At 45.4% G+C, this 12,772-nt stretch carries 11 protein-coding genes; all 11 read right to left on the minus strand.

What is annotated here, in order from left to right:
• Positions 1 to 8: 8 nt before the first annotated feature.
• The 11 genes from fliI to topA all read right to left on the minus strand — a co-directional run bounded on the left by fliI (position 9) and on the right by topA (position 12,699).
• A complete protein-coding gene (gene fliI, locus CHI14_RS07565) occupies positions 9 to 1,328 on the minus strand; it encodes a flagellar protein export ATPase FliI (protein WP_095287830.1) in 1,320 nt (439 codons plus the stop codon).
• Positions 1,315 to 2,169 (minus strand): FliH/SctL family protein, encoded by an 855-nt coding sequence (locus CHI14_RS07570; protein WP_095287831.1) that lies wholly within the window; start codon positions 2,167 to 2,169, stop codon positions 1,315 to 1,317. The genes fliI and CHI14_RS07570 overlap by 14 nt, the downstream gene beginning before the upstream one ends.
• Positions 2,162 to 3,178: a flagellar motor switch protein FliG gene (gene fliG, locus CHI14_RS07575; RefSeq protein ID WP_095287832.1), complete on the minus strand. Its 1,017-nt coding sequence runs from the start codon at positions 3,176 to 3,178 to the stop codon at positions 2,162 to 2,164. The genes CHI14_RS07570 and fliG overlap by 8 nt, the downstream gene beginning before the upstream one ends.
• 11 nt (positions 3,179 to 3,189) lie before the next feature.
• Complete coding sequence (gene fliF / locus CHI14_RS07580) at positions 3,190 to 4,773, minus strand: flagellar basal-body MS-ring/collar protein FliF (RefSeq protein ID WP_095287833.1); 1,584 nt, start codon at positions 4,771 to 4,773, stop codon at positions 3,190 to 3,192.
• 146 nt (positions 4,774 to 4,919) lie between these two features.
• Positions 4,920 to 5,231, minus strand: coding sequence for a flagellar hook-basal body complex protein FliE (fliE, locus tag CHI14_RS07585; protein WP_095287834.1), 312 nt, complete (start codon positions 5,229 to 5,231; stop codon positions 4,920 to 4,922).
• A gap of 57 nt (positions 5,232 to 5,288) precedes the next feature.
• Positions 5,289 to 5,738 carry a flagellar basal body rod protein FlgC gene (flgC, locus tag CHI14_RS07590; protein WP_095287835.1) on the minus strand — a complete coding sequence of 150 codons (450 nt, stop codon included), beginning with the start codon at positions 5,736 to 5,738 and terminating at the stop codon, positions 5,289 to 5,291.
• Positions 5,739 to 5,743: 5 nt separating this feature from the next.
• Complete coding sequence (flgB, locus tag CHI14_RS07595; RefSeq protein ID WP_095287836.1) at positions 5,744 to 6,151, minus strand: flagellar basal body rod protein FlgB; 408 nt, start codon at positions 6,149 to 6,151, stop codon at positions 5,744 to 5,746.
• Positions 6,152 to 7,140: 989 nt separating this feature from the next.
• On the minus strand, positions 7,141 to 8,541 hold the full coding sequence (hslU, locus tag CHI14_RS07600; protein WP_095287837.1) for an ATP-dependent protease ATPase subunit HslU: 1,401 nt from the start codon (positions 8,539 to 8,541) through the stop codon (positions 7,141 to 7,143).
• 129 nt (positions 8,542 to 8,670) lie between these two features.
• Positions 8,671 to 9,213, minus strand: coding sequence for an ATP-dependent protease subunit HslV (gene hslV, locus CHI14_RS07605; RefSeq protein ID WP_095287838.1), 543 nt, complete (start codon positions 9,211 to 9,213; stop codon positions 8,671 to 8,673).
• 27 nt (positions 9,214 to 9,240) lie between these two features.
• Positions 9,241 to 10,584 carry an FADH(2)-oxidizing methylenetetrahydrofolate--tRNA-(uracil(54)-C(5))-methyltransferase TrmFO gene (gene trmFO, locus CHI14_RS07610; RefSeq protein WP_371859911.1) on the minus strand — a complete coding sequence of 448 codons (1,344 nt, stop codon included), beginning with the start codon at positions 10,582 to 10,584 and terminating at the stop codon, positions 9,241 to 9,243.
• 15 nt (positions 10,585 to 10,599) lie between these two features.
• Positions 10,600 to 12,699, minus strand: coding sequence for a type I DNA topoisomerase (gene topA, locus CHI14_RS07615; protein ID WP_095287840.1), 2,100 nt, complete (start codon positions 12,697 to 12,699; stop codon positions 10,600 to 10,602).
• Positions 12,700 to 12,772: the final 73 nt, after the last annotated feature.

Below are 12,772 nucleotides of genomic sequence, written 5' to 3' on the forward strand. Positions count from 1 at the left end.
TTAACCTTTCATCTCCTTGCAAATTCAAGAATCAAACGTTCCTGCACTTCACTCAGTGTTACTTTTTCATCCACTTTTTGCTTGGTAAAGTTCCATATGCTTTCGATCTGATCCATCGCTTCATCAATAGCTGCATTCGACCCTCTTTGATAAGCCCCAATGTTGATCAAATCTTCGGATTCTTTGTACACGGCCATCAATCGCTTCATATTATTAACGGCTTCCAGCTGTTCCTCAGGCGCGATATCTTTCATGACACGACTAATGCTCGCTAACACATCGATTGCAGGGAAATGTCCTTTGTTCGCGATAGACCGATTCAGTACAATGTGACCGTCCAGAATACCCCTCACCGCATCCGCAATCGGTTCATTCATATCGTCACCATCAACGAGTACCGTGTAAAATGCTGTTATGGAACCGGTTGGTCCAGTTCCCGCACGTTCCAGCAATTTAGGCAAACTCGCAAATACGGAAGGTGTGTAGCCTCTCATCGCTGGAGGTTCACCCACAGCAAGTCCGACTTCCCTTTGAGCCATGGCATAACGAGTAACGGAATCCATCATCAGCATGACATTCATGCCTCTGTCCCTGAAATATTCCGCTATCGTGGTGGCAATGACTGCCCCCTTAATTCGAATTAATGCCGGTTGATCTGAAGTTGCGACTATGACAACCGAGCGCTCCAGCCCTTCCGGTCCAAGATCACGTTCAATAAAATCACGAACCTCGCGTCCCCGTTCACCTACAAGTGCTATAACATTCACATCAGCGGCCGTATTACGGGCAATCATGCCCATCAAAGTACTTTTACCAACACCCGATCCGGCAAAAATACCAACCCGCTGACCTTTACCAACAGTCAATAGACCATCAATCGCTCTAACGCCTACACCCATGGTTTCCAGTACACGCGGCCGTTCCATCGGATTCACAGGTTTATTCGATGTGGAGAACATCGGCATCCTTGAAGGCAGCAACGATCCATCCAGAGGTTGACCAAGTCCATCAAGCACTTTGCCCAGCAGCTCTGAACCAACCTGAACTCCAAGCGGCTTCCCGGTACCTACGACATCGCACCCCGGACCAATCGATTGCAATTCACCCAAAGGCATCAGCAGCACTTTGTTATCCCGGAAACCAACGACTTCTGCTTGAATCGGCTTCTCCGATTTCCCCGGGTAGATGTAGCATACGTCACCGATGCTTGCGTCAGGTCCTTCGGATTCAACCATAAGCCCGATAACCTGTGTGACCTTACCATTAACCCGAACAGGATCAAATTGGCGTAAGTGCTCCATGTAACGCTGTGAACTAAGAACCTTCATGTTGATTTTTTCGCCCCTCATCCTCAAGTGCTATGCGGACCAGTTCTTTTTTTATTTCAGAAAGTTGTGTATCAATACGGGCATCCACGCTTCCAAAAGACGAGCGAATGACACACCCTTTGTCTTTTACCGTTGCATCCGGCAATATTTGAAGTTCGGCTTGTGAATCGATGGATAAGGACAACTCTTCACGCGCAGCTTGTACAAAAGCAAATTGCTCTGGAGCTACACATAAGGCAATCATTCCTTGTTCACGTTTCCGTGACAGATTCTGACGGATCAATTCGAGAGTATGCTCTGGTTCAACAGTGAGCTGTTTATCAATAACCTTCTCTGCAATTCCGCATGCCAGCTCTACAAGAAAAGGCTCTGCTTCCTGGATAATTTGATCTTTTGCTACATAAGCCTCTTGCAGTACTTCCTGAGCTTCTTTCATCATCTGTTCGATCTGCACTTGGAGATCCAGTTCAGCTTGTACTTTGCCTTCATCAAAACCCTGCTGAAAACCTTGTGAGCGCATCGCTTCAATTAAATGTTCATCCTGCTGACGCTGTTCTTGCCACCAGCTATCGATCTGCTCACGGGCTTCTTTAAGCATGCGTTCCGCTTCCTCGGAAGCTTCGCGTACCTGCTTTTCTGCAAACTCCTTGGCATCCTCCAGCATCTCCGCAGTCAGACGTTTAGTTTCTTCGTCTACACGAGCCTGTAACGCCTCTGTCTCTGCACCTTCTACTTTACTATCTGTTCCTTCAGCTTCAGGACCACCATAATGATGATGGTTTTCAAGACGTTTGCGGTCATCAACCGGCACATACTGGAAAGATTTAATCAAATTAGACAATGATATCATCTCCTCCGCCGCGAGCGATAATGATCTCACCAGCTTCTTCCAGTCTGCGGATCGTTCCTACGATACGAGTCTGGGCTTCCTCCACATCACGCAACCGAACAGGTCCCATGAATTCCATTTCTTCCTTGAATGTCTCGGACATTCGTTTGGACATGTTGCGGAACACTGCATCGCGAACTTCTTCGCTCGCCACTTTGAGTGCAAGCTGCAAGTCTGCGTTGTCGATATCGCGGATGATACGTTGAATTGAACGATCGTCCACGTTGACAATATCTTCGAATACAAACATGCGTTTTTTGATTTCTTCGGCAAGTTCCGGATCCTGAATTTCCAGAGAATCCAAAATGGTACGCTCCGTACCCCGGTCGACCCCATTCAAAATCTGTACGATCGACTCGATGCCGCCTGCGTTTGTATAATCCTGTGTAACCGTTGACGACAGCTTTTGTTCCAATACACGTTCCACCTGAGAGATAACCTCAGGGGATGTGCTGTCCATGACAGCGACTCTTCGTGCAACATCAGCCTGCTTCTCCTGAGGCAACGAGGATAGAATTGCTGCTGCCTGTTCGAATTGCAGGTAGGATAGTACCAAAGCAATCGTCTGTGGACTTTCGTTTTGAATAAAGTTTAATATTTGGTTTGGATCCGCTTTGCGTGCAAAGTCAAATGGTCTAACCTGCAGCGTAGCTGTCAAACGGTTAATAACTTCAAGTGCTTTTTGCGATCCGAGTGCCTTCTCCAGAATTTCTCTCGCGTAAGTAATACCGCCTTGAGAAATGTATTCCTGAGCCAGACAGATCTGGTGAAATTCTGCCATAATCATATCTTTTTCGGAAGCATCCACTTTGCGAACATTGGCAATCTCCAATGTTAATTGTTCAATCTCCTCATCACGCAGATGTTTGAAGATTTGTGCCGACACTTCCGGACCTAGTGTAATCAACAAAATTGCTGCTTTTTGTCTTCCAGTCAAACCTTGACTGCTTGCCTTTGCCAATGCGTTCACCTCTATTCGTCAGCCAGCCACGTACGCAGCAGATTGACGAATTCGTCTGGCTTTTTCTTCGCCAAACTCTCCAATTGTTTGCGCACTTGACTTTCGTTCGTTACACTGTCCAACGTAATGGACGGGAACTCTGTTGCTACTGGGAGAGGAATCTCTTCTTCTTCCTCTTCGTTTTGTTTGCGTCGACGGCGTACGAGGAGGATAACGACTGCTGCGATTAACGCGGCCACCAATGCTCCTACGCCCCACATCATACCTGTTGATAGCTGGAATCCTGTTTCTGCAGCGGCTGCAGTCTGGAAACCTTGGGATATAACCGAAACTTTCTTGGTCAGATCAGCGTCTGTAATTACATCACCTGAATCTGCAAGTGAAGCTCGAACGATGTTCACCAAAATATTTTCAATTGCATCCTGGACAGGTTGTTGTAATTCTGTTTGCCCTTCAGGTGGTTCAACGGCTACGTTAATGGTTAAATCTTTTACAGTATAAGGACTGGAAATGATATCTTTGGCAATTCGATTGACTTCGTAGTTTACAGTGCTTGATGATTCCTCAGAAGTAGAATTCCCCGCTGCATCCGCTGAAGGATACCCAGGAACTTCTTCTTGACCGGTACCTGCGACACCGCCTGTTGGAGTACTCGCACCTGTATAACTCTTTTGAATCTCCTGGACACTGATCTCGATGCCCTTCATGTTCTCTTCATCAACTGGTGTAACGAGATTCTCTTTGCTTGTCACTTTATCGAAGTTAAGCTTGGAAGCAACGAGTACATTTACTTTGTCTTCGCCTACGATTTGAGACAGAAACTGTTTTACATTGTTGCGTACGTCATTTTCGAACTTCTTCTGCAAAGCCATGTTTTCCTGGACTTCGGAAGATAATCCACCACTGCCTCCACGGGCAGTTGGAATCAACTCGGCTTCATCCGTGTTGGTGATCGTAATATTTTCAATTGGCAGGTTGGGAATAGCGGTTTTCACCAAGTTAAAGTATCCATCCACCGCTGCCTGATTCGGGTGATATCCCGGTTTAAACTGCAATGCTACGGAAGCGGATGCTTTGTCCTGTTCTTCCAGGCCGGCAAAGATATTATCTTTCGGCATATTGACCAAGACTTTTGCATCTTGAATACCCTGCATGCGCTGGAGTAACTGTTCGACTTCTCCGTTAATGGCATTGTTGTATTTAACATCGAATTCTTTGTCTGTCATCCCGATCGGCGATGAAGACTCCTCGAATGATTTATATCCTAATGAACCATTCTGAATAATCCCTTGTGATCCTATGTTGACTTTTGCTAGTGCAACATCCGTGCTTGGTACCGATATGGTTTTCCCGTCTGCGCTTAATTTGTAGGGGATATTGGATGAATCCAGGTAGCTAATGACTCCTGCTGAGTCACTGGAATTCAAATCAGTAAATGCCACTTCATATTCTGTTTTGGACAGCTGCATAGTTAGTACAACCGCTGCCAGAATCAAAAATAAAAAGGTGGAAACCAGTAAAACTTTCTGTTTTTTGCTGAAGCTATTCCAATACTGGGTTACTTTATCCCTGTACTGGGCAATTCTCTCATTCACTCTGTCACCCCATCCGAAACTTTGCTTAGTCTGTCCCGAGCCATCAAAGTACTTCTATTACTAAAGTACGAGATTTCCTCAGGAGCAGCATCGCAGCTGCTTGTTGTAATGATCAGCGCTGTTATCGAAGCGCAATCATGCTCTTTTTACATTTGCGTACGCATAATCTCTTGATACGCTTCGACTACTTTGTTTCGGACTTGCGACGTGAGCTGCAGACTCAACAGGGCCTGTTCTGAAGCGATCATTACCTGATCCACGTTCACATTCCCCAATAGAAATTGATTGGACATTTCATGTGCCTGAGTCTCCTGCGTTGCCACGGACCCTAATGCCTCTTGTAAGTATGTACCGAAGCTCTGAATAGTTTCGGCTGGTGTTGATGGTTTGCTAACGGAAGCATTTTGCATCTGCAACGGTTGAACTACCTGTGTGTTAAACATGTTGTTCTGAATCATCAATGTCTCCCCTTTATCCCATTATTCATGTTAAAACCTCATTGACATTACCGTAATCTATCTTCCGATCTCTAAAGCTTTTGTTATCATTGCTTTGGTTGAATTTAGCGCTGTTACGTTTGCCTCGTAGGACCGAGAAGCTGATATCATGTCAACCATCTCTTTCGCAATATCCACATTCGGCATATACACATACCCTTCAGCGTTGGCATCCGGATGAGAAGGATCATATACAGGTTTCAGAGGAGACTGATCTTCACGAATCTCTGATACTCTAACTCCCTCACCTGAGGCCTTATTCCCCATCTGATTCTGCAGGATACTGCTAAACGAAGTTTTGTTTGGTTCGAGAACTACCATTTTTCTTTTGTAGGGAACCGCTTCGCCATTTGATACACTGGCGCGAGTCGTCTCAGCATTAGCGATGTTTGAAGATATTACGTCCATCCTCAAGCGTTGGGCTGTCAGGGCCGAGGAGCTAATGTTAAAACTGTTACTGATATTCACCTAAGTTATCTCCCTTCCACTCCAACACGCATCATTTTAATCTGTTCATTTACTTGTTGAATATAAGCGTTGTAACGTAACTGGTTCTCCGCCAGAAGGCTCATTTCTTTGTCGATATCGACATTATTCTGGTTATTATTCATGGATGTCGAATGATCCATTGTTACTACAGGTGTAGGAACGGAAGAGGAAGGTCCTATGACAAAATGCCTTGAGTCCGTTACTTTTCCCTTAAGAACTGGCATATCTCCATCCGTTTGCTGCTTTAAAATTTCTTCAAAAGATACGTCAGAACGCTTGTAGTACGGGGTGTCCGCATTCGCAATGTTGTCTGCAATCGTTTGTTGTCTAGTGTTGGACGCATCAAGTGCACCTTGTAATCTTTTAAAGCTGATATCATTCAAAAGATTCACGATTTCCCTCCTCTCCTTAGAAATTATGGAAAAAGATTCAATCTTTTTCCCTTAAAATCGCTTATGTTTTTCGACAAAAACATTCGCCTTTTCGCGTTTTTCTAGGACTTAAGTAGAATTAACTCTGATGTTGTCGTATAACATAAGTTTCTTCGAGATTGGCATTTATTACAATAAGAAAAAAGCCCTATCTTTTCTGAAAGAGAGGGCTTTTTGTGTATTTTCTGCAAATTATGAATTTTTTCGCAAATGTTGAGGCCCAAAACAAATTGGAGTTCACATCTACAAAACACACACTTAAACATTCTTAAAATTTATAGCAGGCTCTTCCATCTTATTCCTACCGTCACTTCATCAACTCAATTTGCAATTGGGAAAATTTATCTTAATTGTGTTAGCAATATTTGCCGTTGTAACAAGGTTTTTATTCATCAGAATTTTAGAAGGAAACATTCAATACATTAAATAATTGACAAGCTAGCCTTCTTGCTTTACTTGTTTACCCTGATATAACACAACACTTTCTTAACAATTCAAAATCCCATTACACTTGGAAGTCAACGAAAATATTTTACTGCATCAGCGTATTACTCCGATCGACTTTTTGCGCATTTGCGCAAGTTTTGTCGGCAAGGTAATTAAACCGATAACCAGACTTGGATAAAACAGACAACCTTATATTGGAAACTGTTCCACCCACAAACATGATCTTTTTCGGAATCCTACCACCTCGAATCCTGACAACTGCGGCACAAGTCCTACTTTTTCCCTACCTTAAAATGTAACTTCAATCTTTTTATCGGCTTTTCTATAGAAATCCATTAGTCGGGAACAAAAAAAGGCAGCATTCATCTGCCATAAAGATAAGCAATCACCAACCGATCAGGATTATTCCTTCAACAGTAGTTCATCTTATTTCTATTAAACAGTGAATACCACCCTTAAACTTCAATATCATAAAGTTCTTCTGATTACTGTGAAAAGTCTTATTACAAAATATATTGACTCAGGTCACGATCCTGAGCAATATCGTTCAGTTTCTCGCGCACATACTCCGGAGTAATCACCATTCGCTCCAGCGTGAGCTCAGGTGCCTCATAGGACAAATCCTCAAGGAGTTTCTCAAGAATAGTATGCAGACGCCTAGCGCCAATATTCTCCGTATTTTGGTTTACGGATTCAGCAAGCTTGGCAATCTCACGAATGGCCTCATCCGAGAATTCGATTTCAATATTTTCAGTCCGCAGCAAATCGACATATTGTTTAGTCAACGCATTCTGAGGTTCTGTCAAGATAGATACGAACTCCTCCAGAGATAGGCTATTCAACTCAACCCGAATTGGGAAACGTCCTTGCAGCTCGGGGATCAGATCCGAAGGTTTGGCCACATGGAACGCTCCAGCCGCCATAAACAGAATATAATCGGTTTTGACAGGTCCGTACTTGGTCATCACTGTAGAACCTTCCACGATAGGCAAAATGTCCCGCTGCACCCCTTCACGAGATACATCCGGGCCGCTGCCACGTCCCTGGCTTGCCACCTTGTCGATTTCGTCAATAAAAATGATACCCGTCTGTTCGGCTCTGCGAATGGACTCTTGCGTAACGTCATCCATATCGATCAGCTTGCTAGCTTCTTCCTGGATCAGGACTTTACGAGCTTCTTTGATCGCCAGCTTGCGTTTTTTGGTGCGTCGCGGCAGCAGGCTTCCAAACATCTCCTGCATATTCATGCCCATCTGGTCATTTCCCTGCCCTGCAAACATATCCATCATATTCGGAGCTGTATCCTCAACATCAATCTCGATAATGTCTTCTTCCAATTTACCGGATAACAAGTCGAATTTGATCTTGCGACGCCGCTCTGCGACATTGGTGTCCGGCTCCGGTTCTTCCTGCTCGGGCGTATTGTTTCCATTATTGCCGAATATCATTTCAAACGGGTTACGTTGATTTTTGGACTTGGATTGGGAAGGAGCCAGAATATGTACGATACGTTCATTGGCAGCTTCTTCAGCCTTGTCTTTTACCTTTTCGGTCCGTTCCAGCTTAACCATCCGCATGGACGTTTCAATCAGGTCACGGATCATGGATTCCACATCACGACCAACATAACCCACTTCCGTGAATTTCGTTGCCTCCACCTTTACAAAAGGGGCACCCACCAGTTTAGCCAGACGGCGGGCAATTTCCGTTTTACCAACACCTGTCGGTCCAATCATCAATATGTTTTTAGGGACAATATCATCCTGCGTATGTTCTGGCAAAAGGCTGCGGCGATATCGATTGCGCAAGGCAACCGCCACCGATTTTTTGGCCTGTTTCTGACCTACAATATACTTATCAAGCTCTGCAACGATTTGTCTTGGTGTTAACGCTTGTGTTTGCATTTCGCTTCCCTCCTACCAGTCTACTTAAAATCCTGCATAGAATTATGTTATCAAAATTAGGGATAACCCCGCAAATTGATAGGAATAGCCCTGACGGCCATGCTCTATGTTTCAGTTTGCGGGGTTATCTTACAGTTCTTCTACAATGATATTATTGTTGGTATACACACATAATTCTGCAGCAACCTGCAATGACTCACGAGCAATGTCCTTGGCTTCCAGGTTTGTTGCATGACGTTTTAATGCACGAGCAGCAGACAGGGCAAAGTTCCCACCAGAACCGATCGCAATGACATCGTCATCCGGCTCAATGATTTCGCCTCCGCCAGAGATAAGCAGCATTCCTGTCTTATCCATAACGATAAGAAGTGCTTCAAGCTTGCGCAAAATGCGATCCTGCCGCCAGTCCTTGGCAAGCTCCACTGCAGCACGCTGCAGATTGCCATGATGCTCCTCCAGCTTACCCTCAAACTTTTCGAATAGTGTAATGGCATCCGCTACTGAACCGGCAAAACCAGCTACAACCTGTCCGCGGTATAGACGTCTTACTTTTTTGGCCGTATTTTTCATCACAACGCTTTGCCCCATGGTCACCTGACCATCTCCGGCAATCGCTGCCTTGCCATTATGACGAACTGCACAGATCGTTGTAGCATGAAATGACATATCCATGATTCAGCCTCCTCCCACGAAACTAATTTATACGCGTCCCGGAACAGTTAGACCTTCTGCAGCTGCAAAACGGGCAATACCATCCAATGCGCGCTGTGCAAGAGCTTCATTTTTTTCTTTTTTGTTACGGATCTTTGTTTCCAGTTTCGGCAGCAAGCCGAAGTTAGCATTCATCGGTTGGAAGTGTTTGAAGTCAGCCGTAGTAATATACTGTGCCATACTGCCAAGTGTTGTCTCTACTGGCAACACTACAAGTTCCTGTCCAAGTGCCGCTTTGGCTGCATTCATACCCGCAATCAGACCTGAGGCAGCAGATTCAACATACCCTTCCACACCTGTCATTTGTCCTGCAAAGAACAGATTTGGACGTTCCTTGAACTGATACGTTGGACGCAGCAGTTTGGGAGAATTAATGAAGGTATTGCGGTGCATAACACCATAACGTACAAACTCTGCATTTTCCAGTCCAGGGATTAGCGAGAATACCCGTTTCTGCTCTCCCCATTTCAGATGTGTCTGGAATCCAACCAGGTTATACAGGGTTCCTGCTGCGTTATCCTGTCTAAGCTGTACCACGGCGTGTGGCAACTCCCCTGTATGCGGGTTAATGAGACCAACAGGTTTCATCGGACCAAACAGAGCCGTTTGTTTTCCTCGCTTCATCATGACTTCAATCGGCATGCAGCCTTCGAAGTAAATTTCCTTTTCAAACTCTTTTAATTGGGCAACCTCTGCCGTAATCAGAGCATCATAGAAGATATCAAACTCTTCTTCTGTCATCGGACAGTTTAGGTAAGCCGCCTCCCCTTTATCATAACGGGAAGCAAGGTACACCTTGTTCATGTCAATGGAGTCTTTTTCAATGATCGGAGCAGCTGCGTCGTAGAAATAGAAGTATTCCTCTCCCATCAGCGCCTTGATTTGTTCGGATAATGCTGGTGAAGTCAGTGGACCGGTTGCAACAACAACGATACCATCCTCTGGCAAGGAGGTCAGTTCTTCGTTAACCACCTCGATGAGTGGATGCTGATGAAGCGTGGAAGTAATTTCTCCTGAGAATCCATCGCGGTCAACAGCAAGTGCCCCTCCTGCTGGAACTGCATTTCGATCGGCTGCACCCAGTACCAGGGAGTTCAGCATTCTCATTTCTTCTTTCAGCACACCAACTGCATTGGTCAAACCGTTGGCACGCAGCGAATTGCTGCACACCAGCTCTGCAAATTTATCGGTATGATGAGCCGGTGTTTTTACAACCGGTCTCATCTCGTATAGTTTTACTCGCACACCGCGACTTGCAATTTGCCAAGCTGCTTCCGTTCCTGCCAGCCCGGCTCCAATTACTGTTACTACTTGTTCATTCGTCAAAATCATTTACCCCCATATATGCTAATCCGCTGTTTCTTCTTCCGGCTCCTCGACCGGTTCCTGATGATCACAGGATGTACATTGCAAACGCGTTCCCTGCTTGTTTCGTTTCTCAACCATGAGGGAACCACAACTTGGACAAGGTTTGGCCGACGGTTTATCCCAGGATACGAAATCACACTCTGGATACTTGTCGCAGCCATAGAAGATACGTCCTTTCTTGCTACGACGTTCAACCACATGTCCTTCCTTGCATTTCGGACAAGTTACGCCAATATCCTTAATGATCGGTTTGGTATTCCGGCAATCCGGGAATCCGGAGCACGCAAGAAACTTGCCGAACCGACCCAATTTGTACACAAGCGGCTTGCCGCATTTCTCGCAGATTTCGTCCGAGACTTCATCTTCAATCTCAATCTCTTTCATTTCTTCTTCTGCGAATTCGAGTCTTTTCTCGAATGATTCATAAAATTCCGCAAGTACCTTGACCCAGTCTTCCGAGCCTTCTTCCACATGGTCAAGATCACCTTCCATATTGGCAGTGAACTCTACATTCAGAATTTCAGGGAAAAACTCCTCCATCTGCTCGATGACCAGTTCTCCAAGCTCGGTAGGCATGAATTTCTTCTCTTCAATTGCCACATATCCACGCTTCTGAATGGTTTCCAGGGTTGGTGCATATGTACTTGGACGCCCTATGCCCAGCTCTTCCAGCGTACGTACAAGTCTTGCTTCCGTATACCGGGGCGGCGGTTGAGTGAAGTGCTGTTTCGGTTCAATCTCCTGCTTCTCTAACCGATCTCCATTTTTTAGTGGAGGCAGCAAACGATCTTCTTCCGTAGTACCATCATCGTTACCTTCCACATAAACCTTCATGAAGCCCTGAAAGCGAACCTTGGAGCCTGCTGCACGGAAAATGGTATCTCCAGCTGCGATATCCACAGAGAGTGTATCGAGGACAGCAGAAGACATCTGGCTAGCCACGAAGCGCTCCCATACCAGTTTATACAGCCTGAACTGATCACGGCTCATAAATGATTTGATGGAATCCGGATCACGCAAAATGGATGTTGGACGAATAGCTTCGTGAGCATCCTGCGCATTGGCAGCCTTCTTGGAATAGTTTCTTGGCGTCTCAGGTGCAAAAGCTTCACCGTACTTGCCAACAATATATTCTTTGGCTTCTTCCTGAGCGGATGCCGCAATCCGGGTGGAGTCTGTACGCATATACGTAATGAGACCCACTGTGCCTTCTTTTCCGAGGTCTACGCCCTCATAGAGCTGTTGTGCAACCGACATCGTTTTGGAAGCCCTGAAATTCAATTTCCGTGCAGCCTCCTGCTGCAAAGAACTTGTCGTAAACGGAGCGGATGGATTCCGGCTGCGTTCTTTCTCTTTCACTTCTTTGACGGTAAAATCCGCATTCTCAATTTGTTTCAAAATAGCTTGTACTTCGGCTTCGCTTCCCAGTTCGGTTTTTGCACCGTTCAATTGATGGAACTTCGCTTCAAACGGATTGCCGTCTGCAGTCAGCTTCGCCGTAATGCTCCAGTACTCTTCTGGAACAAAGTCATCGATTTCATTTTCGCGATCCAAAATGATTTTGACTGCCACCGACTGAACACGTCCAGCAGACAATCCTTTTTTGACTTTCTTCCATAATAGAGGACTGATTTTATATCCGACAAGCCGATCCAGAATTCGTCTGGCCTGCTGTGCATTAACCAAGTCCATGTTAATCTTGCGGGGTGTTTTGAACGCATCCTTGACTGCCTGCTTCGTAATTTCGTTGAAGACAACTCGGCAATCCTCCGTGTCATCCAGTTCAAGTGCATGAGCCAAGTGCCATGCAATAGCCTCGCCTTCGCGATCCGGGTCAGCTGCGAGGTACACTTTTTTCACTTTCTTTCGTGCATCCTTCAGTTCTTTCAAAATCGAACCTTTGCCGCGGATCGTAATATATTTCGGATTAAAATCATTCTCCACCTCAACGCCGATCTGACTTTTCGGCAAATCGCGCACATGTCCCATCGAAGCCTTCACGATGAACTTGCTGCCTAAATATTTGCCGATTGTCTTCGCCTTTGAGGGCGACTCCACGATTACGAGTGAATCCGCCATAGGTTCATCCTCCTCTCAGTCATGAAACTGCTTGTTCCTTTTCATCCTTGTCAGCAATTAAATAACTTCCGTT

The sequence above is a fragment of the Paenibacillus sp. 7516 genome, assembly GCF_002272715.1.
Lineage (GTDB): Bacteria > Bacillota > Bacilli > Paenibacillales > Paenibacillaceae > Paenibacillus > Paenibacillus illinoisensis_A.

Coding starts and splice junctions, on each gene's coding strand:
- hslV (WP_095287838.1), bottom strand. CDS start 9,213: ATGGATATGTCATTTCATGCTACAACGATCTGTGCAGTTCGTCATAAT.
- fliE (WP_095287834.1), bottom strand. CDS start 5,231: ATGATTCAGAACAACATGTTTAACACACAGGTAGTTCAACCGTTGCAG.
- hslU (WP_095287837.1), bottom strand. CDS start 8,541: ATGCAAACACAAGCGTTAACACCAAGACAAATCGTTGCAGAGCTTGAT.
- trmFO (WP_371859911.1), bottom strand. CDS start 10,584: ATGATTTTGACGAATGAACAAGTAGTAACAGTAATTGGAGCCGGGCTG.
- topA (WP_095287840.1), bottom strand. CDS start 12,699: ATGGCGGATTCACTCGTAATCGTGGAGTCGCCCTCAAAGGCGAAGACA.
- fliI (WP_095287830.1), bottom strand. CDS start 1,328: ATGAAGGTTCTTAGTTCACAGCGTTACATGGAGCACTTACGCCAATTT.